The following is a 21883-nucleotide window of genomic DNA, read 5'->3' on the forward strand; positions in this document are numbered from 1 at the left end:
AGGAGCCCGTCGCCCATCCGCGCCGCCGTGGCCACCGCGAGCCGCGCCGAGGCCTCCACGGCCCGGAAGCCCGCGGAGCGGGTAACGGGGCGCGCCGCGCCCCGCACCGCTGGGTCGGCGCTCTGCGCCTCCCTCCCGTGTCTGATGCATCGTCAACTGTTGGGGTCTGGGGGTGAGTTGCGCCGAGCGGAACCGCCGGCGCTTCGCGCCGTCGGCCGCCGGGGCGGGCGGGGATCCCGCCCGCCCCGGCGGCCAAGGGTCACTTCTTCTGCGCGTCCCGGATCTGCATCAGGAAGATCTGGAAGTCGGCTCCGTTGGGGTTCTTGTCCCGTAGGAGAGCGCCGTACAGGCGGACCATCTCTGGCAGGGTGAGGCGTCGGATGCCCTCCTTGGCGAGGTAGTCGTTGATCTCCTCGACGGCCTCGTCGGCGTACTGGTAGGGCTTGGTCAGTCCGTGGATCCCGGCGGGCTCGCCGTCCTTCCAGAGCTGGACGGCGAAGGTGCGCAGCACCGGGTCGAAGACCGGACGGAGCTTGACGCCGTCGACCTCGAAGGGGCCGTAGTAGGTGTCGGTGGCGGTCACGAAGTGCCTTCCGGTGAGGTGGTGTTCGGTGGTCCCGGGGGTGCGGGCGGGCACCCCTCCCCCGCGTCGTCTCGCGCTGTGGCGATTAGGTTTGCAAACTAGGAAGACCCGGCGCTGGGGCGTGGGGCGTGCCCCAGAGCCGGTGTGGGGGCTACAGGTCCCAGGTGTGGTCCAGGCGGACCGGCATCAGGAGGTGGCTGTAGCCCTCCCCGTGGATGTCCGGCCCGTCGGTGACCGTGATCGGCTTCCGCAGCCCCTGGCCCTCCTCGGCGCCGGGCAGGTGGAAGGTGACGGTGTCGCCGGTGAAGCAGGCGAGCGCGTCGGCGAGGTAGGCGTGGTTGAGGGACTGGAAGCTGCGGTGGAGCTCGGTGACGTCGCCCCCGACTGCGGTGAACGGGAGCGGGGCGCCCTTCAGACGGGCGCGGTCAGCCGCCTCGGAGAGCGCGGGGGCGAGGGTGAGATTGCCGTCACGGTCCCACAGCAGGCTGACCGGGGTGAGCTTGTCTTCGCGCTTGGCCTTGATGATGGCGCTGCACTTCTTGGTCGCGTTGACGAGTGCGGCGCGGCCGATCTGAAGGGAGGCGGCCGCCTGCTTCGGGAACAGCTTGTTGTAGCGGGGCAGGCGGCCGTCGAGCAGACGGGTGGTGAGCGTGACCTGGCCGAGGGTGAAGGTGGCGTAGTCGCCGCTCTCGCAGACGCCGATGCCGACCGGTCCGGGGTGGCTCTTGAGTGGGGTGGTGAGCCGTCGCAGGACGTGGCCGGGGACGTTCATGTCGTCCGGCAGGGCGGCGGTGTCCGGCACGGACTGGGTGGGGACGTCGGCGACGGCGAAGCGGTAGCGGTCGGTCGCTGCGAGGGCGAGGGAGTCGGCGGCGGCGGTGAACTGGACGCCGGTCAGGGTGGGCAGAGTGTCGTCGGTGCCTACGGCGGGCAGGACGCGGGTGATCTGGGCCAGGAGGGTGGGCCCGTCCACGGTGATCTGGGCCGGGGTGGGCGTGGCGGCCGGGGGGTACGAGCTGAGGTCGTACCGGGTGACCGGGACGGCCATGGCCCCGGCGGCGAGCACGTCTCCGGTCAGGGTGACCGGGGTGTGGGTGGCGGTGCTCTTGGGCTCGCCCGCGACCAGGGCGGCGAGGGTGCGACTGAGCTCCGCGTGGTCCAGGAGCGAGGTGCCGGCGGTCCGGCCGGTCGCGCACGGCACGGTGACGCGCACGGCGGTGTCGAAGTCGTGGGCAGTGAAGGTGACTTGACCGTCGGCGGTCTCGATGATGACGCCACGCTGCGCGAGGTGCGGCGCCTTCGGGTCGATGCCGAACTCCGCCGTCTTGAGCGCTGCGGTGATCTCTCCGTGGGTCGCGGAGAACTCCGCGTTCTGGGTCGCCGGAGTCGTCTTTTCCTGCACGGACATGGTTCTCCCTCAGATGGGGGTGGTTTGCTCGGATTTGTTGGCTGACTGCCACTGCCTGCCAATAAGAAAACTGTACCAGGATTCTGTCCATGTCGGGGGTCTTTTTGGAGCGTTTCCGCAGGTCAACACGCATGGGTGACTCTGGGGGCCGGGGCCCGTGGGGCGCCGCCGCCCGGACGCGCAAGCGTCCGGGGACGCCGACCGGCGGCGCTTGCGCCGAGACTCCGGAGCGCAGCGGCGGAGTCGGTCCGGTCGGCAGAGGGGAGGGTGCTCAGCACCCGACCGACGAGTCCGGCGGCGCACCGCGCCGAGGGCCGGAGCGCAAGCGGAGTGCCCGATCCGGACGACCAACGCAAGGGCCCGGAGCGCAGCGGAGTGCCCGACCCTGGCCCTGCGGGCGGTACCCCCACAGGGGCGGCGGCGGGCCGCGCAGCGGGCCGGCCCCGCCCCCCGGCGGCGCCCCACGGGCCCCGGCCCCCAGAAAGGGCTCTGAGGCGCGCCCACGCGGCGCCGCGGCTGCTCCCCCGCCCTTGCCGCAGCTGCGCCCCTGCTGTGCCGCGCTGCGCCTCCCTCCCGCCTTGGTGGCCGGACCGGTGCGCCCCCGCCCCGGGCGCACCCTTCCCCCGCGTGGGGGTTGCATCGCCAAAGTGCCGCAGTTTGCAAACTGGGAATGGGACGATGGGTACATGGACAAGTTGGGGAAGCACCCTGTGACGGCGAAGGTTTCGGACGGTACGCGCGAGCGGCTGACCGCTGAGGTCAAGGCGCAGAAGGAGTACCGCCTGGTGCTCGCGGAAGACGAGCGGTGGGACGTGTCGGGACTGCGCCGGGTGGAGGCGGCGCAGGTGCGGGCGGCGTGGCGCCAGGAGCTCGCGCGGCTGCGGCAGGCCGGCGAACTGCTCGACACGATCGACGTGCTCGCCATGCACGGCATCGAGCTGGAGTTGAGGGCCCGCGGTTGGTGGGACCGGCGCTGGCCGGCGGTGCCGGAGGAGGCGATGGACCCGGGGCGGTGGCCCGGGTCGCGGGATGGCGGGTACCCCAAGATGGTGCCGCTGCGGGTTCCTCAGCCGCTGGCCCGCAGGGTGTACGCGGCGTGCTGGCACACGTCGGCGCAGCCGATTGCGGCACTGCGGGACTGGCGGGACCGCCACCCGGGGATCGTCCCGCCGCGCTGGCTGGTGTCGGAGTACGGCGGGCGCGGGAAGCTGTCGGGGCCGCTGCGTGAGTACCTGGACTTGGCCTTCCAAGTGACCACGGTGGGTGATGTGTGGCGGGGCGGTCTGGAGCGAGGGATCAAAGCCGGAGCGACCTTGCGTCAGCAGGTTGCAAACCAGAAAAGCGCTGGTCAAAGCCCTGTGTGAGTTGCGCTCGGGGGGCGGACGGGTCTACCGTCCCCCTCGGAGGCGGCGTTGTCGAAGGCGCCGCCCAACCCTCTTGGAGGCGACGTAACGTGACGGAGCAGCAGGAGACGAAGCAGCCCGCGGCCGTGCCGGTGACCGCGCCGAAGGCGCGCCCCTGGTACAGCCGGTGGAGCGAGGTGCCATGGCATCTGGCGACGCGGACCCAGATGGCGCGCGCGGACCTCCCCCGGGAGCCGGCCGGACCGGTTCGCGGATACGTAGCGGGCCGGGACTTCCGGGACAAGAAGATGGACGTCGAGCTGTACGACGTCGCGGAGTCGCGGCCGACGAAGGCCTCCGGCGTGCAGCTGGCGTCCGCCGCGTCGCGCCGGTCGGCGACGGTGCGGGTGTGCACGGACTGCGGCGCGCACTGTCAGCTGCCGCTCCAGGAGCGGCAGGGCCGGTACCTGTGCGCGATGTGCTGGCGGATCGCGTCGGTGGTGGACACCCAGATCGAACTCAGGGAGCGGCGCGCCGAGAACGCCGCCTGGGCACGCCACCTGTTCGAGGCCGGGCCGCTGGCGGTGACGTGGGTGGAGCTGGTGGCCGCCGAGCCGACCCCGTCGGGCAGGAGGCGGCCCCCGCTCGCCGGCCGGGTGCACGTGGTCGACGAGAACGGCAAGCGGCTCCTGGACGTGCTCGTACGGCTGGCCGGCCCCCGTACCAAGGGCGTGCCCGAGGAGGCCGTCTCACCGGAGCTCGGCGCGGCCAAGCTGACGAAGTCCTTCGCCGGGCGGCGGTGGATTGTGTGGGGGCCGCTGGGTCAGGTCCGCGAGCGCCTGGCCGAGCTGGGGCATCGGGTCGAGATGGGCGCGCTCGCCGGCGTTGGAACCGGGTGGAGCGGGGGGATGCGGTGGCCGGACGACGTGGCGTCCCGGTACGCGCAGTGGCGTGGTGAACTTGACCCGACCACAGGTGAGTTGCGCACGCCGTGGCCGCCGGGAACGGCTGACCGGGTGTGGCTGACCCTGAAGCGCATGGCCGAGACACCGGACGCGGGGCGCCCCGGGCAGAGCCGGGGGCGGCGCCGCGAGACTCTGGGGCGGCCGTACGCGGCCTTCTGGAGGGCCTGCGACGTGCGAGTGGCGGTGACGGGCCCGGCTGATGCCGGGGAGCGTCTGGCGGCGATCCTGGCGGATCACGACGAGACGCTGCCAGCCTCCGTGGTCGGGCCGGTCCCGTCCCGGGAGGTGCCCGGCGCGATGGTGACCTACATGGTCGGGCGCGGTGAAGTCCTTGCCCCGGTGTCCGCCGAGGGCTGCTAGATCCGTCCCCACAGGTTCGCGGCATCCCAGTCCCGGCTCGCCCGATCGGCGAGGTCGGCCATGGCCTGCGGGGCGGGCAGCCAGTCTCGGGAGACGTGCGGGGCCTGGGCGGCGAGCCGGGTAAGCGCCCGCTGCCAGCGGAGGACGTCGTCGTCGGTGAGGAGCTGCTCGGCGCGCCGGCTCATGATGCGGCGCCGCAGGTGGTGGGCGAGGTCGGGCCGCACGTCCGGGTAGTCGCCGCTCTCCTCGCCCGGCCACGGCAGCCAGGTGCGCCGGTAGACCCAGCCTTCGCAGAACACGCAGTGGGCGAGCTGGATACCGTGGAGCGGCGCCCGCACGGCAACGGGCATCGGCAGCGGCCGGAACACCGCGAGGGTGCCGCGGTGTCGGCAGTCGGGGTTGCGCCAGTTGCTCGGGCCCGCGCCCATGCGCCACATGATCTCTTCCAGGGGCACAGTCGGACGCTCGGTCACTGCCAGCGGGTCCTCGCACCAGGGCAGGACATCGCGCAGCCACACCACGAACCGGCTCCACAGCCGCCGGTGCAGTCGCCCCACCGTCCGTCCCCCCTTCCGCACGTGGCTCCGCGTCCACGGTACCGGAGGCGCCCAACGATCAAGATCGTTGGCGGACCCCCTCCCCCGCGTCGTCAGATCACCGGCAGCGCGCCCCTACTGTCGTCGTGGTGTGCCACGGTCGGCGCATGACCGACAGCACGACGGGCCCCCGGCGGGCCCCCTCGCGAACAAAGCCGTTGAAGCCGGCGGACCTGCCGATCCGCGTCCCGCTCATCCACGGGGAGACGAACGCGTCCTTCCTTGCCCGCACGGCGTCCGCGAACGGCCTGGGCGCGCAGCGGCTCCTCAAAGCGCTCCACCACGGACGGCTGCCGGCCCGTACTCGAGCGCAGCTCCGGCCCGGCGTCCACGAGGTGCTGCTCAATGCCTCCGCCGTCGCCCGCCTGGCCGTGCTGACCGGCCGCGAGGAGGAGCAGCTGCACCGTGCCCTTCCTGGGCTGGCCGCAGCGCAGCAGTCCGGGGGCGAGGAGGCCGCGGTCGAGTTGACCGTGTGGCCGGAGGGAGTCGGCAACGGCCCGCTGAAGGCGTGTCCCCTCTGCCTGGAGGACGGTGCCTGGCTGGTCGCGGCAGGGCACAGGTGGCGACCCTGCTCGTGCGGACGGCGCTGGGAGTGCGGCGACGACGGCGGATATCTCATCGACACCACCCCGGTGCCGGAGATCGGCGCCGCGCTCCAGCACCATCGGCGCTTCGACCACCGGATGGGCCCTGCCGGTGACGCCCTCGTGGCCGACGCTCATCAGGTGATGCTGTGGTGGTGGGCCTCGAAACTGCGGGCGCTGCGGGACGTGTGGCGACGGCGGGAGGACACTCTCGGAGTCGGCGCCCGACTGCGCCGCCGGCAGGCAGCGCCCGCCGTCGTCTACCCGGAGACGATCCGCCTGGCCCGGCTGATGGCCGACTGGGAGGCACGCCGTACGACCGGCCGAGAGGCCTCGCCCCGGCAGTGGCTCGCCGACGTCGCGGAGGCCCTGAAGGTCCCCGGCCTGGCGGACGGCCGCGACGCCGACCCGCTGGAGTACTGGCTGGAGCTGCACGCGCCGGACGCGGCCGGCGAGGACGTCGAGGAGGCGACGGCCGCCGAGCGCCGGTGGGCCCGGCTTCCCGCGCTGCACCATCCCGCCACAGACCGCGGTCCGTTCCGGGCCAAGCCCTGTCTGCGCTGGGTCCACGGTCTGCCCGTGACCTCCACCACCAGGCCCTGCCCGTACTGCGGCGGCAGCGAACTGACCTGCCGCTGGGTCCCCTCGGACGACTGCCCCAGGAACCCCTCCCCCGCGTCTGGGCAGTAGAGGCACGTGGTCAGGTCCGGAGCCACCGGCCTGGCTCCGGACCCGCTATCGCGAACCCTCTCAACGAACGGCTACAACGGCTACAACGGTTACAGCCCAGGTCAGAGCCATGATCGGAACGATCGGGAAGGCCAGGGGCCGAAAGGACGGCTACAGCGCAGGTCAGAGGCCTGACCAAGGCCTGCAGCGCGCACGCCTCGGAACTGCCAAGCGGGCGCTGACCTGCACTGTCGCCGTTGTAGCCGTTGTCACCGATCACGGGGCACGAGATCGGTGACAACGGCGTAGGGCGCCCGCTCCTGGTGGAGTCGGACGCCCTACGTCTTGATTCCGGTTGTGGTCTCGTACGCTTCGGTTCGGCGGTGTCCGGAGCCAACTTTCCCTTGGCTCCGGACACCGCTTTCGTGCTGCGGAAGGCCTTACGTCAGGCGCGGGCGCGCAGCTGGCGGATCTGGGCGCAGGGGCCCTTGGTGGCGCAGCGCGATTCCCAGGTGACGGTGGGGTTGTTGCCGCCGTAGTGGGCGTTGGCGGCCTGCTGGGCTGCTTCGGCGAAACGGGGGTCGACGGGCCGGCACTTCGTGGTGTGCTGGTGGATGTGGGCGCGGGCCTGGCGTCCCATCCAGCGGCGACTCTGGGGGCCGGTGTTGGTCATGTGGGTCTCGTGGTCGAACTTCGAGTCGCGGTGGCAGCGCTCGCAGTGAAAGCCGACCATCGGTTCCGTGGTGCCGTCGTCCTTGGTGTCCAGCCACTCCCAGACGGTGATGCGTCCGCCGAGGGGGTGGTCGAAGGTGGTCACGATGCCCTCGCCGCCGGTGTTCCAGGTGTTGGCGGGGACGTAGTCTTCCCAGCCCTCGCCGCGGGGCCAGAAGGCGTACATGACGCCCTGGGAGGTGTCGAGGACGCCGCCGCTGGCGCGGTACTCCTCGATCTGCTGGACGGATCCGACGTAGAGGACGGAGTACTCCTCGGACTCCAGGAAGCCGAGCCCGTAGCCGTCGGGGCGGTGGTGCTCGGGCTTGAACGTCTCCTGCATGACCTCGAAGCGGGGGTTGTCGGGGGTGAGGAAGCCGGTGAACGGCATGCGGTAGTGGCTCGCGCCGGTCACGTACAGGGGGTTGGTGGGGCTGACGGTGTGCTCGGTCATGGTGCGGGGTCCCTTCGGTCCGGGGGTGGTCAGCGGGTGGCGGGCTCGGCGTGGAGGGTCTGGTCGGCCAGGCCGATGCGGTGCTCGTGGGTGCGGGTCAGCCGCTCGTGCAGCTGCTTGGCCTCGGAGTCGACGTCCAGCGTCAGCTGCTCCAGGGGCGGGAAGCCGGCGCCGAGAATCTCCTGCTCGTAGACCTGCTCGGCGCGCCGGACCGGGAACCAACCGAAGTCGACGGCGGCACGGGCGGCGGCGGCCCAGGTGTCGATCGCGGTGTGGGCGGCATCGACCGCGACGACATAGGCGTGGTGGGCGGCCTTCCACGCGGTGGCGGTGCTCAGGGCCTCCCAGCGGACCTCGACGAGGTGCAGGGCGCGGTCGCGGTCGCGGCGCGCGGTCTGCTCGGCGGCGAGGAGGGGACGGAGCCGGTTGTAGACGCCGACGACGAGCCGAAGCTCGTACAGATGGGCCACCGACTCGCTGACGCCGGCGCTGGTGTGGTGCTCGCTGAAGTAGCGGTCCTCGGCCGCTTCGATGACGAGGGCGTCGGTCTCGTCGTCCAGGCCGTTCATGCCCTCCATGGTGATGGGAATCATGGGGATCACAGGGTCCTCCTTGGGCCGGTCGTCGGGGTCGATGCCCTGGGACCGGAGGTCGGCGTAGATGGTGGTGCGGGTCGTGCGGGCGGCCTCGGCAAGTACGGACACGCGGGTCTCCCCCGCGCGCCACGCCGCCGCGACGAGTCGGGAGCGAAGGCCGGGAGTCGTCAACTCGGAGACCTGAGTCGACCATTCGCGCAGAGCCGCTATGGCGTCGTTCGTTGTTGTCACACCATCAGGATTGTGTCTAGCCCTGTACATGTACAGCGCTAGACACAACATCGGCCGATTCCGGCTGTACGGCGGCTGGAACGAGGTCTGCCGTGAGTTGTAGGGAGACCTTGCTCCAGAGAACGGCTACAACGGCTACAACGGCTACACCCCAGGTCAGAGCACTGATGGGAGTGGCTGGTAGCCGCTGCACCGGAGTAACGGCTACACCGCAGGTCAGAGCGTTGCGGGGCCAAGGGCGCAGGGAAGGGGGCCGGAGTCGCGGAACGGCTACAACGCTGTGACCTGCGGTGTAGCCGTTGTAGCCGTTCTGCTGTCACCTGTAGCCGTTGTAGCCGTTCTCCGACGGCTGTAGCCGTTCCGTGCGAGGAGAACGGCTACAGGCGGGTTGTAGCCGTTCCCTGGCGAGGTCCACACACACGTCCGCCCCGGACACCTACAAGGAGGGGAGGCATCCGGGGCGGTGCGGAGCGGCAGGCGGGCGTAGTGGTGGGGCTGCCGCCTGCCGCTCTTCCCGGTGCGCTCGCGGGGCGAGCGCGCGCACCGGGTGATGGAGGGTCAGACGACGCCCAGGCGGGCGGCGGCTTCCTTGAGGACGGAGGAACTGGCGGTGAGGTCGTGGCCCATCACGAGGCCCTGCTGGGGCAGGGAGGCGAGCTGCTCGCGCAGGGCGGTGTGTGTGCCGGGCTCGGGCAGGAGCCCGAAGGTGTCCGGGTACCGGTCCTCGGTCGCCTCGTCGAAGAAGTCGCCCGCGGTGACGCCGCGCGCGGTGTCGACGAGCCGGGGGGTGGTGCCGGCCGTGATCTGGGGGAAGAGGAGTCCGGCCACGTGGCCCTCGGTGGCGAGGGGGATGGACAGCCAGCTGGTGAGCTGGTCGGGGAAGAACTGCGGCTTCAGCTCCTTGCCGTTCGCCTTCCAGAGCGGTTCGCGCTGGTCGGCGAGGAGGGCAGTGGTCACGGTGGGATGCTGGGTGGGGTGCATCTGCTCCCCGGAGGCGAGGCGCGCGCGGACGGTGTCGAAGCAGTCCAGGGCGTCGAGGAGGCCGAGACCGATGGCGGCGGCCGACGGCCACGGCAGCACCCTGACCGTGCAGTCCTCGACGCGGACGAACACGCGGTCATTGGCGAGCATCCGCCACCCGGCACGGCCCAGGGCGAAGGCGGTGGTGGTCTTGCCCGCGCCCTTGTCGCCGAGGGTCAGGATCGTGGCGCCGTCCGGGCTGGTGACGGCGGAGGCGTGCAGGATCGCCCAGCCGTCGGCGAGGAGCTGGGCCCGGACGATCTCCCGGGCAAGGCGGGCGGCGGCGGTGGCCACGGCGGTCTCATCGGTGCCGACGATCCGCAGCACCTTCCACTCCGCATCCCACCGGTAGGCGAGGGATTCTGTGGGCTGGGCGGCCGTCACCATGGCGCCGTCGCGGACGCACAGCATCTCGGCGCCGGCGTACTCAACCGGCTCCGGGCTGGCGGCGGTGACCACGGCGGTCAGCTCGCGCAGCTCGTCCGGGTCGACGTCGCCGGAGACCACCGGTCCGGCAAGCTCGGTAACCGGCTCCGCGGTCCACCAGGCGCCGAAGTAGCGGGCGGCCCACGCCGGTACGGCCTCGCCGTGGCTCGTGACGGTGACGGCCTGGCCGTCGGCGGTGGCGATACGTACAGCACTCATAGGGGGGTCAGATCTCCTTGTCGAGCTGGGTGTAGGCGGTGTGCAACTTCTCCTCGGCCGCCGCGAGCTGGGCGGTCTCGGAGGGGTCGAGCGGCGGAGGGCACGGGGTCGGCGCTCCGGCGGTGTACGCCACCGGCATACCGAGCCACACGCCCCCCTGCTGACGGGTCGAGACCTCGGTGATCCCGTCGGTGACGCCGAGGGCGTGGGTCAGGGCGGTCAGGACGGCGCCGGCGGGCCCGCTCCGGGTGCGGCCGATACCGGCGTTGATGCGGCGGGGCCGGGCGGCGAGCTCGTCGCGCACGCGCTGGACGGGAACGCGCGCCGGCCGGCCGTGCACGGTGGTGGTGGAGGCGCAGATCACGGCGGCGTCGCCGTGCTCGCCGATCACGTGCCCGCGCACCGCGTCGGCGGGAACGCCGAGGATGCGGGCCAGGGTGAGGCGGTAGCGGGCGGTGTCCGTGGCGGCGCCGACGCCGAGGACGCGGGCGCAGCCGGATACCTCGGCGAACAGGCGCGTCAGGACGTCGACCGGATTGGTCACCATCACCACGGCGCCCGGGTATCCGGCGAGCTCGCGGGCGAGCGCGGCGACGATCGCTCCGTTCGCCGCGAGCCCGGCCATACGCACGTCCGTGGTGGCCGTGTTGGTGAACCTGGCGCGCGGGGCGAGCACGACCGCGTCACAGACCTCCATGGCCGCCACCTCGGCGACGGTCACCCGGACCGGGGACCCGGTGACCTGGGCCAGGTCCTCCAGGTCGGTGACGAGACCGCGGGCGCTGACCTCCGAGCCCGATGCCACGAGCACCTGCTCGCACCACCCCGCGTGGACGAGGAGGGCGCCGACGCTCTGCCCCACCGCTCCCGCCCCGACAACTCCCACCTTCATGGGTTCACCGCCTTTCGTACGCAGGTCAGATACAGGCGCCACAGGCTCGGGCCGTCCGCGTCGGAGGGGAGCGGGGCCGTGGCGCGGTCGAGGAACTGGGCCACGGTGTGGGCGTGGTCGCGCACACCGGCCGCGTGGGCGGACAGCGGCAGGTCCGCCGGCGCCGTCAGGTAGGTGGTGAGGATGTTGGTGGTGTCCATGAGGAGCAGGAGCACGAGCTTGCGCAGCCACGCGTCCCGCTCGGCAGCGGGCAGGCGCCGGGCCATGGCCCGTACGAACGAGTCGAGCCCGGACAGGACCGTGCGGGCGGTGTCGCCCTCCGGCGGGCTGCCGAGCAGCCCGAGGACCGTGCGGGAGGCGAGTTTCGCCGTATCCGCGACCGGGTGACCGCGCATCAGGCCCGGGTCCAGGTACACCGGCCGCCCGCCGTCCACGGGGAAGGTCGCGTGTTCGGGCTTGAGGTCGCCGAAGATCACGCCGCCACCGCCCGGGAGCGACGGCGTACGGCGGGCCTTGCGGAGCCGGATGACGACGACGTCGAGGAGGGCGCCGTATCCCGTCTCGCGCAGATACAGCAGCCCGGACAGCCCGTTGAACTTGCGGGCGAAGGTGTCGGCAATGCCCCTCTCGCGGATCTGCCCGGTGTCGACGGCGGCGGCCACGCCTTCGCGGGCGAGCCCGTCGGCGACGTCGCGCACGACCAGGGCGAGGAGTTCGCGGGTACGGCCGGGCTCGGCCGTCATCAGCTCCGCGAGCGTCCGGCCGGGCACCGGGGCGGTGAACAGGACTCCACGGGTATACGCGGCGAGCGGCACCGTGGCGAGGGCGGCCGGGCCGGCCAGGGTCCGCAGCTGCGCGGCCTCCCGCGCCATGAGCGAGCCGGGCGAGACGAGATAGGCGGCCTGGCGGGCGCGGACCGTGGGCAGATCGCCGCACTCCCCGCGCAGCACCGACACCAGCGACACCCCGCACACCGAGAGCTTCGCGTAGAGGCGGCGGCCGTCGACGTCGAGCTGCTGCACGTAGCTGGTGACGCTCGGCGTCACCGGACCCGCCACCACCTCGGCCCCCGGCCACGCGATCCGCGCCGCCGTGAGCACCTGCTCGCCCGCCATCGCGAACACGTCGCCAACCTTGGGAGGCATCACACCGACCACCCGCCCGCGACGGCGAGCGGCGCGGACGCCGCCCCGGCGTACGGCCCTTCGGGGCCGGGCCCCGGGGGCAGGCAGACGCACCCGGCGGCGGGCATCGCGGCGAGCGTGTAGACCGTGGTGTCCGCGCCGCTGACGCTGATGGCCGCCACGTACTCGCCAAGGGCGATCCGGTCGGTGATCTCCTCGTGGGCGAACTCGTCGGCCAGCCAGATCCGCAACGGCGCCGAGGGACACGTACGGCTGTCGTCGGGGTCGTCGTCGAGACCGTCGGCGAGCCAGCACGCAGCCCCGCGCAGTCGGCGTAAGACGAGACGCGGTGTCGCGGCGGCCTCACGCCGCAGCAGCCACGTATAGGGGCTGGCCGGGGGTCCGGCCCACACCTCGCAGTGGAACGCGATCACGCCAGCCTCACCCCCACCCGCACGTAGGCGGCCAGGCCGACCTCGAACAGGGCGACACCGGCCGTGTCGGTCTCGCGGACGTGGCGGAGCGAGCCGGGGTCCAGCGGCCGGCGGACGGTGCCGCCGAGCGCGATCACGTAGACGGTGGCGAACCCGGCGTCGTACTCGGCGACGACGAGGAGGCTGTCACTGAGGGTCCGTTCGGCGACGTGCGCGGCGAGCTCTTGGGCCAGGAGCGAGAGCCTGCCGACGTCGGACATGTGCACGCCCCACACGCCGTAGGCCACCCCCGTGCTGAACGCGACCTTGGACGGCGTGTGCGGCTCGGCTGCGGGATATCCCTTCACCTGGCGGCGCTCAGGCTCGGTGGCCTGGTCGGCGCCGAGGGCGAGGGGGACGGCGGAGCGGGGGAGGATCGAGCCCATCACGCGGTCCCCCGTCCGCTGCCGGTGGCGGTGGCGCCCAGGGCCTCGCGCAGGGCGGCCGGGTCCATCAGGTGCGGGAACAGCCCCGGCGGCGTGATCCACTGGCGTTCGGGCACCTGTGGGCCGCCGGGCCGGGGCACCGCCACCCACCACGGGCGGCCGAGCGCGGTCGTCCCGGGCACGTCCCACACCTGGGCGGTGCCGACGGGCGCCCACACGTACGCGAAGCCGGCGCCAAGGTCGGCGAGGACCGGCACGTCGGTCCAGGCCTGCCGCTGGTGGTCGGCCGCGCTGGTCAGCCGGTGCTGCGGCATGGCGATGACGTCCCACGCGTACCCGGCGGGAACGACGGCGTAGGGGCGGTGGTTCCACTCCTGCCACACGATCCATGACGACGGATTCCGGGACTCCGCGAGCCAGTGGGCCCCGAAGTCCGATGCGTCCTGTTTCACTTCAGTCAGCCCCCTGCGTTTGACGGGCAGTTGGCGCACACCCTCACGGGCCAGCCGAGCCGTCCCCCGTCGCGGGCCACGCTGAAGGCGTATCCGGCCGGGCGGTGGGGGTTGTGGACTCCGCAGCGGGCACATCGAAGGCCGTGCAGCCGCTCGCGCTGCTCTTGCGTTATCGATTGCGGGTCCACGTCACCGGCCCGGATGTCCTGCTGTGCGTGAGCCCGCATGGCCGTACTCCGATCCGTCGCGGGCGATCCGGTGAGCGACCGTCCCACTACATGCCGTGTCCAACTCCCCCTAGAGTGGCCCCGTGCGCACTCTCTGCGCAAGTGCGCAGAGAGTGCGGCGCAAGTTTGGTTGTTGCTCGCGGAATATGCGCCCAGGGAGGGCCTATGTGTGCAGCGCGTCAGGGCGGTGCGGCAGACTGTCTGAAGGCAAGTGCGCAACGCCGACGGAGGGAGGGCCGACGCGTGACCAGTCCGGAGCCAGAGACTCCGACGATGAGCCGACGCAGCGCTGGGGCCGAGATGCGGCGCCTGCGCAACGCCAAGGGCCTGAAGGTCGAGGACGTCGCCACGCACCTGGGCACGTCAACCACTCGCATCAGCCGGATGGAGACCGGCAAGGGCAGGGTCTCCATCAAGCCCGAGGAAGTCGCCGCCCTGTGCGACCTCTTCGACGTCCAGGACCAGCGGGCGCGCGCGATGCTCGCCGACATGTTCCGGGCCGCTCAGCAGCCGGGATGGTGGGACCCGTACCGCGATGTCCTGCCCTCGGGCCTGGAGGTCCTGCTCGATCTGGAGACGAACGCGGAGCGCGAGCTCGGATTCGAGGTGACGCTTGTGCACGGCCTCATGCAGACGCCCGCGTACACGCGCGTGCTCCTGGAGGCGAGCCCGAGCGTCCGCCGCGAGGACATCGCCGACAGCGTGGCGCTCCGGCAGCGCCGGCAAGAGCTCGTCACCCGCACCGACAAGCCGTTGAACGTCTGGATCATCCTGGACGAGTACGCGATCCGGCGGGACGTCGGCGGCGAAGAGGTCAACCGCGAGCAGCGCCAGCACCTCGCGGAGATGGCCGAGCTGCCGAACGTGACGCTCCAGGTGATCCCGGCGAACAAGGGTGCCCACCCCGGCCTCGCCGGGCAGTTCGCCCTCTTCGAGTTCGAGGCGAACCCCTCCGTCGTCTACGTCGACTCCCCCGCCGGGAACCTCTACCTGGAGAAGAGGACGGACGTGCGGAAGTTCGGCGTCACCTTCGATCTCCTGCGCGCCTCCGCGCTCGACCCCGCCGACACCATCGCTCTGCTTCGCACCACCCCAAGGGAGTCCTTCTCATGACCGGCACCACCCCCGTACGTCCCACTCCGGAGGAACTGGCGGGCCTCGACTGGGTCAAGTCCTCCGCGAGCTCCGCGCAGGGCGGCTGCCTCGAAGTCGCCTACCTGCCGGACGGGCGGGTCGCCCTCCGCGACAACGAAGACCTGACCAACCCGCCCTTCGTCGTGACGCGCCTCGTGTGGGACTGCTTCATCGACGGCGCGGAGAAGGGCGAGTTCACCCCGCTCGACTGAGGGCGGGGCACCGCAGGGAACACACGGGCGTCACCAATATCGGTGACGCCCGTCGTCTTGTCTGAACCAAGCCAGAGCACAGCCCACCATCTTCCGGCAGTTCAGCCGGAAGATGGTGGGCTGCACTCTGGTCCGTACGATGCGCAGGTGACAACACGCCGCACTCTGGGCGCCGGCCCACAGCACCTCGCGAACGTCCGTGCCGCTCAGGCCGACCTCCTCGACGAGCTTCCTGGTGTCTGCCTCCCCGACCTTGAGGAACTGCGAAGCCGCGGTGTCCTGGGGCCCCGTCGCCCGGAGGAGCAAGGTACGCGGCGCGCCCTCGGAGCTGGCGTCACACCGGCTGACGAAGCAGCCGGCCCCACCGCCTGACGTCACTGACGCGGTCCCTGCCGCCGCACATGGCGGGACCCCCGGCACGGGGGAGCCGGGGGTCCAGGAGCAGCATTCCGTATGGGGACGGCGCTACCCGGGCATCGTAGCCCTCGGTTGCACCCTGGCGCCGGAGTGTGACCGGATCCGTCCGTACAGTCGGCCGAGTTCAGTTCGCCGTCAGCGGCTTGAGCACGGCGCCGTCGAGCTGCTGGGTGGCCTCGGCGGAGTGCACCGTGCAGGCGGTGACGGAACGGCCTTCACGGTCAGTGATCCTGTGGGTGGCCAGCTCGGCGCACGGCTGGTCGAGCCGGTCGTATGGCCATCGACGGCCGCACTCCGGGAAGTGGCACCATGACCGGCCGGCACTTGAGGTCAGCGTGGGCCCGTGATCGGGGCAGATCCCCCACGGGACCTCACACAGAGGCGCTGTGTCCGGGGCGGCATCGACGTGGGCTTCCATGCCGCCACAGTAGAACGTCACCTACCCCCGGCTGACGGCGGTGCGCAGCTCGTGGACGCCCGGGGTGCGGGGGTGCCGCCGGGCGAGGTCGGTGATGATGCTGCGGATGGCGGGGCGGTCGCGGACTTCTCCGGGGCTGGTGCGGTGTGCGTCGAGCAGGGCGCGGGCGGTCTGTTCGGGCCGTCCCCAGGCCCACCATGCGCGTGCCATGTCCGTGCCGAGCCGGGCTCGGCGTTCGGCGGTCGCAAAGTGTGCGGGCCGCAGGTGCCGGCCTGTTTCGAGGGCGGCGCCGGCGTCGCCGAGGGCCCAGTGAACACCGACACGGTAGAGGTCGACGGCGGCCGGGCTGATGGGGAAGAGGCGGCCGGGCGGCGCGGTTGGCGGCAGCCGGCGGGCGGCCCGGCGGGCTTCCTCGGCCATCGCGAGCGCGTCGCCTCGTCGTCCGGCGCGGGCGGCGGTGTAGGCGAGGGTGCACAGCATCTGCGCGTACGCGGAGGCCGCCGCGTCGGTCCGCAGTCCCGTCGCCTCGACGCGGGCCGCCGCCGTCTCCATGAGCCGCTGGGCGTCGTCCGCGCGGTCCTGGTGGCGGAGCACGATCGCGAGCTCGCGGGAGGCTGCCGCCCTGGCGAGCGGGGAGCCGGAGACCTCCGCCCAGGTGCGGGCGCGGTCGGCTGTGAGACGGGCCTGCTCGTACGAACCGAGTTTGATCAGCAGGGCGGTGCTCAGGCTGTAGACCGAGGAGAGCCGCGCCTGGTCGAGCTCGCGGCGCGAGGCTGCGGCAGCGTGGCCGTCGGCGATCAGGCCCGGCAGCAGGCCGAGAAGCTGGCGGTGGGCGCCGGTGTCGTACAGCTCGCGGGCGGCGGCCGTACGGGTGTCGAGCGCGCCCCTGCCGGTAGGGGCGGGAGTATCAGCAAGGGCACGGTCGACGCCGAGCAGCAGGGCCGCGGGCGCGGTCGCCGTGGCGGTGAGCAGCAGACGGCGGCGCATCGGGTCCTCCTCGGCGTACGGACTGGCCGCCACTCTAGTGGCGGGCGGCCCCATGGCCCCGGGGGGCGCCAGGGATCTCACCAGGACGTGTAGAGGGATGCCCACGTGGGCGGCAGCGCGGTGAATCAGCGTCAGGTCCGTGACGGCGGTACGCCGCTCCAGGCGCGAGACGGTCGCGGCCGAGCAGCCGAGGTGTCCGCCGAGGTCAGCGAGCGTCCACCCTCGATGCTCGCGCCCGAGCCGGATCAGGGCGCCAGGATGTCGCCGGGCAACTAACTCGACGGCTTGCGGGCTGCTCCACAGCGGGTCAGCGGGCACGGGTCCCTCCCACACTGCACGACCGGGGGCCACCACGGTACGAGCGACCGGAGGTGAGTGTCGAGACCGCTTGCACACCGTGCAAACCCCTTGCAGAACACGTCAGTTGATCACCACGCGGCCGCGCGGCGCGGTGTCCTCGGTACATCGCCCCGCACCCCCTGCGGGGCAGCGTCCACCGGAGGCACCCATGACAACCGCAGCCGTCACCCCCTCCGCCGCCCCGGCGACCGGACCGGCCCGATCCGTCCGCGACATCGTGCCAGCCGACCTGTGGGACAAGCAGGTCGGACTCCTGATGCGCGACTACCCCTACGACTCGGTCATGGCCACGCGCGTCCTCGGCCAGGGCTACGCCTACCTCCTGACGGCGATGGCCCACCGCGGCCAGGCCCTCGGGCTCGCCCCGAGCACGCTCGTCGACATCGGCGTCCACACGATCATCCTCGACACCGTCGCCTACGCCGAGCTGTGCGACCGGCACAACGCCGGCCACTTCCTGCACCACGTGCCCGACGTCGAGATGAAGAACGACGGCTCCGTCATGAAGACCGCGCACCTCGTCGCCCGCGAGGGCTGGGAGGTCGACCTCCCCCTGTGGGAGGACGCCGCCCAGTGCGGCCCGTGCCGCCCCGGCAACGACTCGCACTAACCGACCGCCCGGAGGGGCCCGGACACGCCGTCCGGGCCCCTCCCCCGCGTCCGGGTGACGCTGTCCGAAACGGCCCCGCCGCCGCCCCCGCTCGGGCCAGGATGGGGCGGGTGACGACGACACCGGACCTCTGGCACCACTACGGCCGCACCCGCTCAACGACCGACCGCACCATCCCCGGCGCCTTCCGCTGGACCTGGGACCCCGAGGATGACGGCCCCGGCGCGGACCTTCTCGGTGACCTCACGGACCAGACCGTCTGCGAGCTCGGCGCCGGCGCCGCCCGCCAGGCCGCCTACCTGGCCACCCACCACACCCTCACGCGGGTCGACGCCGTCGATTCCTCGCCCGCACAGCACGCCATCGCCACCACCCTCTACAGCGCGCTCGCGCCACGGCTGCGGCTGGTCCACCGCGACGTCGTCACCCACCTGCACGCCGAGCCCGACGGGTATGACGTGCTCTACAGCGTCTTCGGCGCGGTGGACTTCACCGACCCCACCGTGCTGCTGCCCGCGGCGGCGCGGGCGCTGCGGCCCGGCGGGCGCCTCGTGTTCGCCACCCTCGCGCACTACGTCACCGGCGCCCCCGCGCAGCCCGACGTCACGGCCGTCGACATCCCGGCGAAGACCCCGGACGGCGAAAGCGCCACCATGACCCGCTGGGTGCTGCAAGAGCACGTGTGGACGAAGGTCCTGGACCAGGCCGGATTCACCCGGATCAGCGCCGTCGAACTGCCCGCCGGCCCCGGCCCCAAGGCCGCCGCCACCCTGATCATGACCGCCGCCACACCGACCGGGTGAGCGGGCGTCAGCCGGCCTCGCGGTAGGCGCCGGCCCCGCACCGCAGGAGCCCCGCCACTGGCGGGGCTCCTGCGCGACGGCTGCCTCGGCGATGACCAGATCGACGAACTTCTCGACCAGGCCGACGAGATCGAGGCCGCATCCGGACCCCGACGACCAGATGGTGGTGGTACCCCCAGGGCGCGCGACGGCGAGCAGGTCGTCGTCCTCGGCGCCGGACGTCCGGCTAGGTCCGGGCGGCGGAGTCGAGGAGCCGGCACAGCGTGATCAACTCCCCGCCCTCGATCACGGTGCCCGGGTCGTTGGCGAGAAGCCTGGGGATGTGGCGGGCACAGTGGACGATCGCGAGGAGCGCGATCTGCTGCGACGCCGAGAGCGCGGGCGGCATCTGGGGCATGTCGAAGATCAGGCCGTCGAGCGTGTTCTCGGCATCTTCGGGGAGGCCTCCGCGGCCTTCCACGGCGAGGCCGTCCTCGTCGATGTCGTCGTGGTCGCCGGGGTCGAGGTGGGCAATGGCGTCCTCGACGGCGTCGGCGAGCGCCCCGCGGACCCAGGAGTCCACGGGTAGGGGCAGGGCGCGGATCCAGTCGGCCGCGCGGCGGCCGGCATCCTTCGCCTCGGCCATAACGGTCTCCTCGCCGTCCCACAGCTCGCGGGCCGGCGGTGGGACGGGTTCGAGGGGCAGGTGATGAACGGACATGACCGGCTAACGCGCTCGCACACCCGCCGGTCACCCCGGCCCGATCCGCCTGAAGGGTCGTCAGCCGGGGATGCCGAGCGCGGTCTCGGGCCGGCAGATGTCGCAGCTGCGGACGGAGCCGTCGGCGAGCGCCCGGCGGGCCTCCTCGCGGCCGACGGGGGCCTTGTTCGGGCCGGCGAGGGAGCAGTCGCCGATGTGGACGGCGTCGGGGACGCGGCGGCCGTGCTCGCGGAGGTAGGAGACGACCCAGCCGGGCCCGTCGGGCAGCACGCGCACGGGCCGCATCGCCTTCTGCCGCTGCTCGACCTCGTCGATCCGCAGGCGGATGTCACGCAGGATGATCAGCGCCAGCCGCTCCAGGGTCCGCAGCTGGGAAAGATCGTCGGGTAGGTCGAGCACCGCGGGCTCACGCGAGGGCGAGCGGCGGCGCCCCGGCGGCGCCGGGCTTCTTCTGCAGGGCAGGCGCCTTGGCCTGGCACTTCTGGCACAGAGGGTTCCCTCCGAGCCCGTACCTGTGGCAGTCGCCCTGGCAAACCGCACATCTGCCGAGGTACTCCGGCGGGCACATCTGGGGCGGCAGGTTTCTGGAGGCGGGACTGGTCATGGCGGTCGACTTTCTCGGGCACGGCGAAGCGACAGCGCCAGGGTAGAACCCCTGTTCCCATCCGGTGGCGCGGCGCACGTGACAAACTAATTCGAACAGTGTTTCTATTCTTGCATGGCGCGCACGACCTTCCCACCCGACCTCCTCGCCGCACAGGCCCGCTGGATCACGGTCTACGCGGCGCTCGCCCAGGCCCGCCCGGACCGTACGACCGCGCTCCGCCACCGCCTGATCGGCCTGTCGACGCAGGTCTGCTACCACCCGTACTGGAACCGGCCGACGGCGGCCGGTGGCCGCCCCGAGCTGCTGCTCACTGCCCGCGCCGCTCACCAGGAGGTGACCGCGGCATGAGCCACCACGCCCACGAGGGCCGTGACCGCGTGATCTGGCATGTGCGGTGCCGCCCCGATACCGCCCCGGACGGCCACCGCCGCGTCCTGGACCTGCTCGGCGAGTACACCCCGCTGGTCCAGCCCCTGCCGCCCCTCGCGGGCCTGGCCCAGCTCACCGGCGCCCGCCGCCTGTTCGGCGTCGACCCGGGCGAGCTCGCGCAGCGTGCCCGCGTGCAGGCCCTCGCCCGGTGCGGGATCGACGTGCACATCGGCGTCGCCGACACCTGGTCCACCGCCGCCACCGCCTCCGCGCGCGTCGGCCGCTCCGGCGTGCTGTTCCTGCCCGACCACCGCGCCGTCGAGGAGTTCCTGGCCCCGCTGCCGGTCCAGGCCGTCCACGGCATCGGGCCCGCCCAGGCCGGCGCCCTCCAGCGCTACGGCCTGCACACCGTCGGCGCGCTCGCAGCAATGGACGAGACAGTGGTGTGCCGGATCCTCGGCGGCAAGGCCGGCCGCGTCCTGCGCGACCGGGCCCGCGGCATCGACCCGCGAGGTGTGACCGCGGCGCGGATGCCCGAGTCGACCAGCACCTCCCATGCCTTCGGCGTCGATACCTACGACCCGGTCCGCGTCCGCGCCGCTCTCCTGGACCTGGTCGTCACGCTTGCCACCCGCGTCCGCAGCCGCGAGCAGGTCACCCGCCGCCTGACCCTCGACGTCCGGTTCGCCGACAGCACCACCCTGGAGCGCACCAAGACGCTCCCGGCGCCCTCGGCACACACCGAGGACCTCCGCGCCGGCGCCTTCCGGCTCCTGGACTCCATGGGCTTCCAGCGGGCCAGGATCCGCGGCCTCACCCTCATCGCCGAAGACCTCCGGGCCGTCGACGAAGGCCCCGGCACGCAGATCTCGCTCGACCGCGAGCGGGAGAACCGCCTCCTGCTGGAGCCGGTCCTGGACCGCATCAACTCCCGGTACGGGCACCCCGGACGGCGCCTCGCCGGGCCCGCCGGCGCCTACCTGAAAGCCAGCTGACAAACCGGAAGCACCGACCTGGCCACATCTGGCATATGCCCGATACGGTCACCGCATCGGCGCGCACCAGCGCCGCAGCACCACCAGGAGGGGACGATGCGACGCGACATCGGATGGGGCATGCAGGAGGACACCGGCTGGGGCGTCGACCCGGGCCGGGGCGTTCAGGACAGCGGCTGGGGCGTGGTCGGCGACCCGAACTGGGACTGACGCGAGCGCTGGACTGCACCCGCCCCCAGCCGCTCGGCAGGGGGCGGGATTTTGGTCTAGTCCAATTGCATGCAGGTGGCCGGCTTGATGTACTTCGCGGAGGCCCACCCGACGGTGCCCCGCTTGATGCCTGCCTTCGACCGCTCGTCGACCGTGATCCGGTACCAGTCGCCCTGCTTCCTGTCGACGCTGATCGAGTCCCCGCGCTGCAAGTGCCCGAGCGAGGCGTACCGGGCGCCGGGGCCTGAGCTTGTTCTTTATCTACCAAGATCTTCCGGGCTTGCCGATGGCCTTGAGGGTCTCGGGGCGTTTGACGGTCTTGCCGACGTCGTAGCGGGGTGC

The 21883-nt window shown here is 72.4% G+C and carries 24 protein-coding genes and 1 pseudogene; 9 read left to right on the forward strand and 16 right to left on the reverse strand.

Going from position 1 to position 21883, the window contains the following annotated elements:
• Positions 1 to 259 precede the first annotated feature (259 nt).
• Both AB0C73_RS35480 and AB0C73_RS35485 read right to left on the reverse strand, forming a co-directional pair.
• The gene (locus AB0C73_RS35480) at positions 260 to 637 is read right to left on the reverse strand and encodes a hypothetical protein (protein WP_362537987.1); all 378 of its coding nucleotides are present in this window, start codon (positions 635 to 637) and stop codon (positions 260 to 262) included.
• 97 nt (positions 638 to 734) lie between these two features.
• Complete coding sequence (locus tag AB0C73_RS35485; protein ID WP_362537989.1) at positions 735 to 1991, reverse strand: DNA polymerase III subunit beta; 1257 nt, start codon at positions 1989 to 1991, stop codon at positions 735 to 737.
• Positions 1992 to 2677: 686 nt separating this feature from the next.
• Here AB0C73_RS35485 and AB0C73_RS35490 point away from each other — a divergent pair.
• Together AB0C73_RS35490 and AB0C73_RS35495 are read left to right on the forward strand one after the other, a co-directional pair.
• Positions 2678 to 3355 (forward strand): hypothetical protein, encoded by a 678-nt coding sequence (locus AB0C73_RS35490; RefSeq protein WP_362537991.1) that lies wholly within the window; start codon positions 2678 to 2680, stop codon positions 3353 to 3355.
• A gap of 89 nt (positions 3356 to 3444) precedes the next feature.
• Positions 3445 to 4659 carry a hypothetical protein gene (locus tag AB0C73_RS35495; protein ID WP_362537993.1) on the forward strand — a complete coding sequence of 405 codons (1215 nt, stop codon included), beginning with the start codon at positions 3445 to 3447 and terminating at the stop codon, positions 4657 to 4659.
• On the opposite strand, the gene AB0C73_RS35500 is transcribed toward AB0C73_RS35495, so the two are convergent.
• The gene (locus tag AB0C73_RS35500) at positions 4656 to 5216 is read right to left on the reverse strand and encodes a hypothetical protein (protein WP_362537994.1); all 561 of its coding nucleotides are present in this window, start codon (positions 5214 to 5216) and stop codon (positions 4656 to 4658) included. The two genes, AB0C73_RS35495 and AB0C73_RS35500, sit on opposite strands and share 4 nt — an antisense overlap.
• Positions 5217 to 5362: 146 nt before the next feature.
• Between AB0C73_RS35500 and AB0C73_RS35505 the strand changes: the two genes are divergently transcribed.
• Entirely contained in the window at positions 5363 to 6529 is a 1167-nt protein-coding gene (locus AB0C73_RS35505) for a TniQ family protein (protein ID WP_362537996.1), read from the forward strand.
• Positions 6530 to 6953: 424 nt separating this feature from the next.
• On the opposite strand, the gene AB0C73_RS35510 is transcribed toward AB0C73_RS35505, so the two are convergent.
• From AB0C73_RS35510 to AB0C73_RS35545, 8 genes are all read right to left on the reverse strand, one after another.
• Entirely contained in the window at positions 6954 to 7673 is a 720-nt protein-coding gene (locus AB0C73_RS35510) for a hypothetical protein (protein ID WP_362537998.1), read from the reverse strand.
• Positions 7674 to 7702: 29 nt separating this feature from the next.
• Positions 7703 to 8377, reverse strand: a complete 675-nt coding sequence (locus AB0C73_RS35515) for a hypothetical protein (protein ID WP_362537999.1) — start codon at positions 8375 to 8377, stop codon at positions 7703 to 7705.
• A 681-nt stretch (positions 8378 to 9058) separates the two neighbouring features.
• Positions 9059 to 10165, reverse strand: coding sequence for a hypothetical protein (locus AB0C73_RS35520; protein ID WP_362538001.1), 1107 nt, complete (start codon positions 10163 to 10165; stop codon positions 9059 to 9061).
• A 7-nt stretch (positions 10166 to 10172) separates the two neighbouring features.
• Entirely contained in the window at positions 10173 to 11057 is an 885-nt protein-coding gene (locus tag AB0C73_RS35525) for an NAD(P)-binding domain-containing protein (protein ID WP_362538002.1), read from the reverse strand.
• Positions 11054 to 12202, reverse strand: a complete 1149-nt coding sequence (locus AB0C73_RS35530; protein ID WP_362538004.1) for a hypothetical protein — start codon at positions 12200 to 12202, stop codon at positions 11054 to 11056. The genes AB0C73_RS35525 and AB0C73_RS35530 overlap by 4 nt, the downstream gene beginning before the upstream one ends.
• The gene (locus AB0C73_RS35535) at positions 12202 to 12615 is read right to left on the reverse strand and encodes a hypothetical protein (protein WP_362538006.1); all 414 of its coding nucleotides are present in this window, start codon (positions 12613 to 12615) and stop codon (positions 12202 to 12204) included. The genes AB0C73_RS35530 and AB0C73_RS35535 overlap by 1 nt, the downstream gene beginning before the upstream one ends.
• Positions 12612 to 13040, reverse strand: coding sequence for a hypothetical protein (locus tag AB0C73_RS35540; protein WP_362538008.1), 429 nt, complete (start codon positions 13038 to 13040; stop codon positions 12612 to 12614). Before AB0C73_RS35540 ends, AB0C73_RS35535 begins: the two co-directional genes overlap by 4 nt.
• Positions 13040 to 13492, reverse strand: coding sequence for a hypothetical protein (locus AB0C73_RS35545; RefSeq protein WP_362538009.1), 453 nt, complete (start codon positions 13490 to 13492; stop codon positions 13040 to 13042). The genes AB0C73_RS35540 and AB0C73_RS35545 overlap by 1 nt, the downstream gene beginning before the upstream one ends.
• Before the next feature lie 500 nt (positions 13493 to 13992).
• On the opposite strand from AB0C73_RS35545, the gene AB0C73_RS35550 reads away from it, so the two are divergent.
• Together AB0C73_RS35550 and AB0C73_RS35555 are read left to right on the forward strand one after the other, a co-directional pair.
• A complete protein-coding gene (locus AB0C73_RS35550) occupies positions 13993 to 14832 on the forward strand; it encodes a helix-turn-helix transcriptional regulator (RefSeq protein ID WP_362538011.1) in 840 nt (279 codons plus the stop codon).
• Positions 14829 to 15065, forward strand: a complete 237-nt coding sequence (locus tag AB0C73_RS35555; RefSeq protein ID WP_362538013.1) for a DUF397 domain-containing protein — start codon at positions 14829 to 14831, stop codon at positions 15063 to 15065. The genes AB0C73_RS35550 and AB0C73_RS35555 overlap by 4 nt, the downstream gene beginning before the upstream one ends.
• Positions 15066 to 15606: 541 nt before the next feature.
• On the opposite strand, the gene AB0C73_RS35560 is transcribed toward AB0C73_RS35555, so the two are convergent.
• Both AB0C73_RS35560 and AB0C73_RS35565 read right to left on the reverse strand, forming a co-directional pair.
• Positions 15607 to 15900 carry a hypothetical protein gene (locus tag AB0C73_RS35560; RefSeq protein WP_362538015.1) on the reverse strand — a complete coding sequence of 98 codons (294 nt, stop codon included), beginning with the start codon at positions 15898 to 15900 and terminating at the stop codon, positions 15607 to 15609.
• Between the two features lie 21 nt (positions 15901 to 15921).
• Entirely contained in the window at positions 15922 to 17205 is a 1284-nt protein-coding gene (locus AB0C73_RS35565) for a helix-turn-helix transcriptional regulator (protein ID WP_362538017.1), read from the reverse strand.
• 190 nt (positions 17206 to 17395) lie between these two features.
• Between AB0C73_RS35565 and AB0C73_RS35570 the strand changes: the two genes are divergently transcribed.
• Together AB0C73_RS35570 and AB0C73_RS35575 are read left to right on the forward strand one after the other, a co-directional pair.
• Entirely contained in the window at positions 17396 to 17857 is a 462-nt protein-coding gene (locus AB0C73_RS35570) for a hypothetical protein (protein ID WP_362538018.1), read from the forward strand.
• Between the two features lie 110 nt (positions 17858 to 17967).
• On the forward strand, positions 17968 to 18660 hold the full coding sequence (locus AB0C73_RS35575) for a class I SAM-dependent methyltransferase (protein WP_362538020.1): 693 nt from the start codon (positions 17968 to 17970) through the stop codon (positions 18658 to 18660).
• Positions 18661 to 18886: 226 nt separating this feature from the next.
• Here AB0C73_RS35575 and AB0C73_RS35580 read toward each other — a convergent pair whose 3' ends face one another.
• Together AB0C73_RS35580 and AB0C73_RS35585 are read right to left on the reverse strand one after the other, a co-directional pair.
• Positions 18887 to 19360, reverse strand: coding sequence for a hypothetical protein (locus AB0C73_RS35580; RefSeq protein WP_362538022.1), 474 nt, complete (start codon positions 19358 to 19360; stop codon positions 18887 to 18889).
• A gap of 60 nt (positions 19361 to 19420) precedes the next feature.
• The gene (locus AB0C73_RS35585) at positions 19421 to 19759 is read right to left on the reverse strand and encodes a DUF6233 domain-containing protein (RefSeq protein ID WP_362538024.1); all 339 of its coding nucleotides are present in this window, start codon (positions 19757 to 19759) and stop codon (positions 19421 to 19423) included.
• A 319-nt stretch (positions 19760 to 20078) separates the two neighbouring features.
• On the opposite strand from AB0C73_RS35585, the gene AB0C73_RS35590 reads away from it, so the two are divergent.
• The gene (locus AB0C73_RS35590) at positions 20079 to 20315 is read left to right on the forward strand and encodes a hypothetical protein (protein WP_362538026.1); all 237 of its coding nucleotides are present in this window, start codon (positions 20079 to 20081) and stop codon (positions 20313 to 20315) included.
• Positions 20312 to 21331, forward strand: a complete 1020-nt coding sequence (locus AB0C73_RS35595; RefSeq protein ID WP_362538028.1) for a hypothetical protein — start codon at positions 20312 to 20314, stop codon at positions 21329 to 21331. The genes AB0C73_RS35590 and AB0C73_RS35595 overlap by 4 nt, the downstream gene beginning before the upstream one ends.
• 266 nt (positions 21332 to 21597) lie before the next feature.
• Here AB0C73_RS35595 and AB0C73_RS35600 read toward each other — a convergent pair.
• Positions 21598 to 21777 (reverse strand): annotated as a pseudogene (locus AB0C73_RS35600) (SH3 domain-containing protein); the annotation flags it as partial.
• Positions 21778 to 21883: the final 106 nt, after the last annotated feature.

The organism is Streptomyces sp. NPDC048623, assembly GCF_040650755.1.
GTDB lineage: Bacteria > Actinomycetota > Actinomycetes > Streptomycetales > Streptomycetaceae > Streptomyces.

Coding starts and splice junctions, on each gene's coding strand:
- AB0C73_RS35485 (WP_362537989.1), bottom strand. CDS start 1,991: ATGTCCGTGCAGGAAAAGACGACTCCGGCGACCCAGAACGCGGAGTTC.
- AB0C73_RS35490 (WP_362537991.1), top strand. CDS start 2,678: ATGGACAAGTTGGGGAAGCACCCTGTGACGGCGAAGGTTTCGGACGGT.
- AB0C73_RS35505 (WP_362537996.1), top strand. CDS start 5,363: ATGACCGACAGCACGACGGGCCCCCGGCGGGCCCCCTCGCGAACAAAG.
- AB0C73_RS35510 (WP_362537998.1), bottom strand. CDS start 7,673: ATGACCGAGCACACCGTCAGCCCCACCAACCCCCTGTACGTGACCGGC.
- AB0C73_RS35520 (WP_362538001.1), bottom strand. CDS start 10,165: ATGAGTGCTGTACGTATCGCCACCGCCGACGGCCAGGCCGTCACCGTC.
- AB0C73_RS35525 (WP_362538002.1), bottom strand. CDS start 11,057: ATGAAGGTGGGAGTTGTCGGGGCGGGAGCGGTGGGGCAGAGCGTCGGC.
- AB0C73_RS35530 (WP_362538004.1), bottom strand. CDS start 12,202: ATGCCTCCCAAGGTTGGCGACGTGTTCGCGATGGCGGGCGAGCAGGTG.
- AB0C73_RS35540 (WP_362538008.1), bottom strand. CDS start 13,040: ATGGGCTCGATCCTCCCCCGCTCCGCCGTCCCCCTCGCCCTCGGCGCC.
- AB0C73_RS35550 (WP_362538011.1), top strand. CDS start 13,993: ATGAGCCGACGCAGCGCTGGGGCCGAGATGCGGCGCCTGCGCAACGCC.
- AB0C73_RS35555 (WP_362538013.1), top strand. CDS start 14,829: ATGACCGGCACCACCCCCGTACGTCCCACTCCGGAGGAACTGGCGGGC.
- AB0C73_RS35560 (WP_362538015.1), bottom strand. CDS start 15,900: ATGGAAGCCCACGTCGATGCCGCCCCGGACACAGCGCCTCTGTGTGAG.
- AB0C73_RS35570 (WP_362538018.1), top strand. CDS start 17,396: ATGACAACCGCAGCCGTCACCCCCTCCGCCGCCCCGGCGACCGGACCG.
- AB0C73_RS35580 (WP_362538022.1), bottom strand. CDS start 19,360: ATGTCCGTTCATCACCTGCCCCTCGAACCCGTCCCACCGCCGGCCCGC.
- AB0C73_RS35590 (WP_362538026.1), top strand. CDS start 20,079: ATGGCGCGCACGACCTTCCCACCCGACCTCCTCGCCGCACAGGCCCGC.
- AB0C73_RS35595 (WP_362538028.1), top strand. CDS start 20,312: ATGAGCCACCACGCCCACGAGGGCCGTGACCGCGTGATCTGGCATGTG.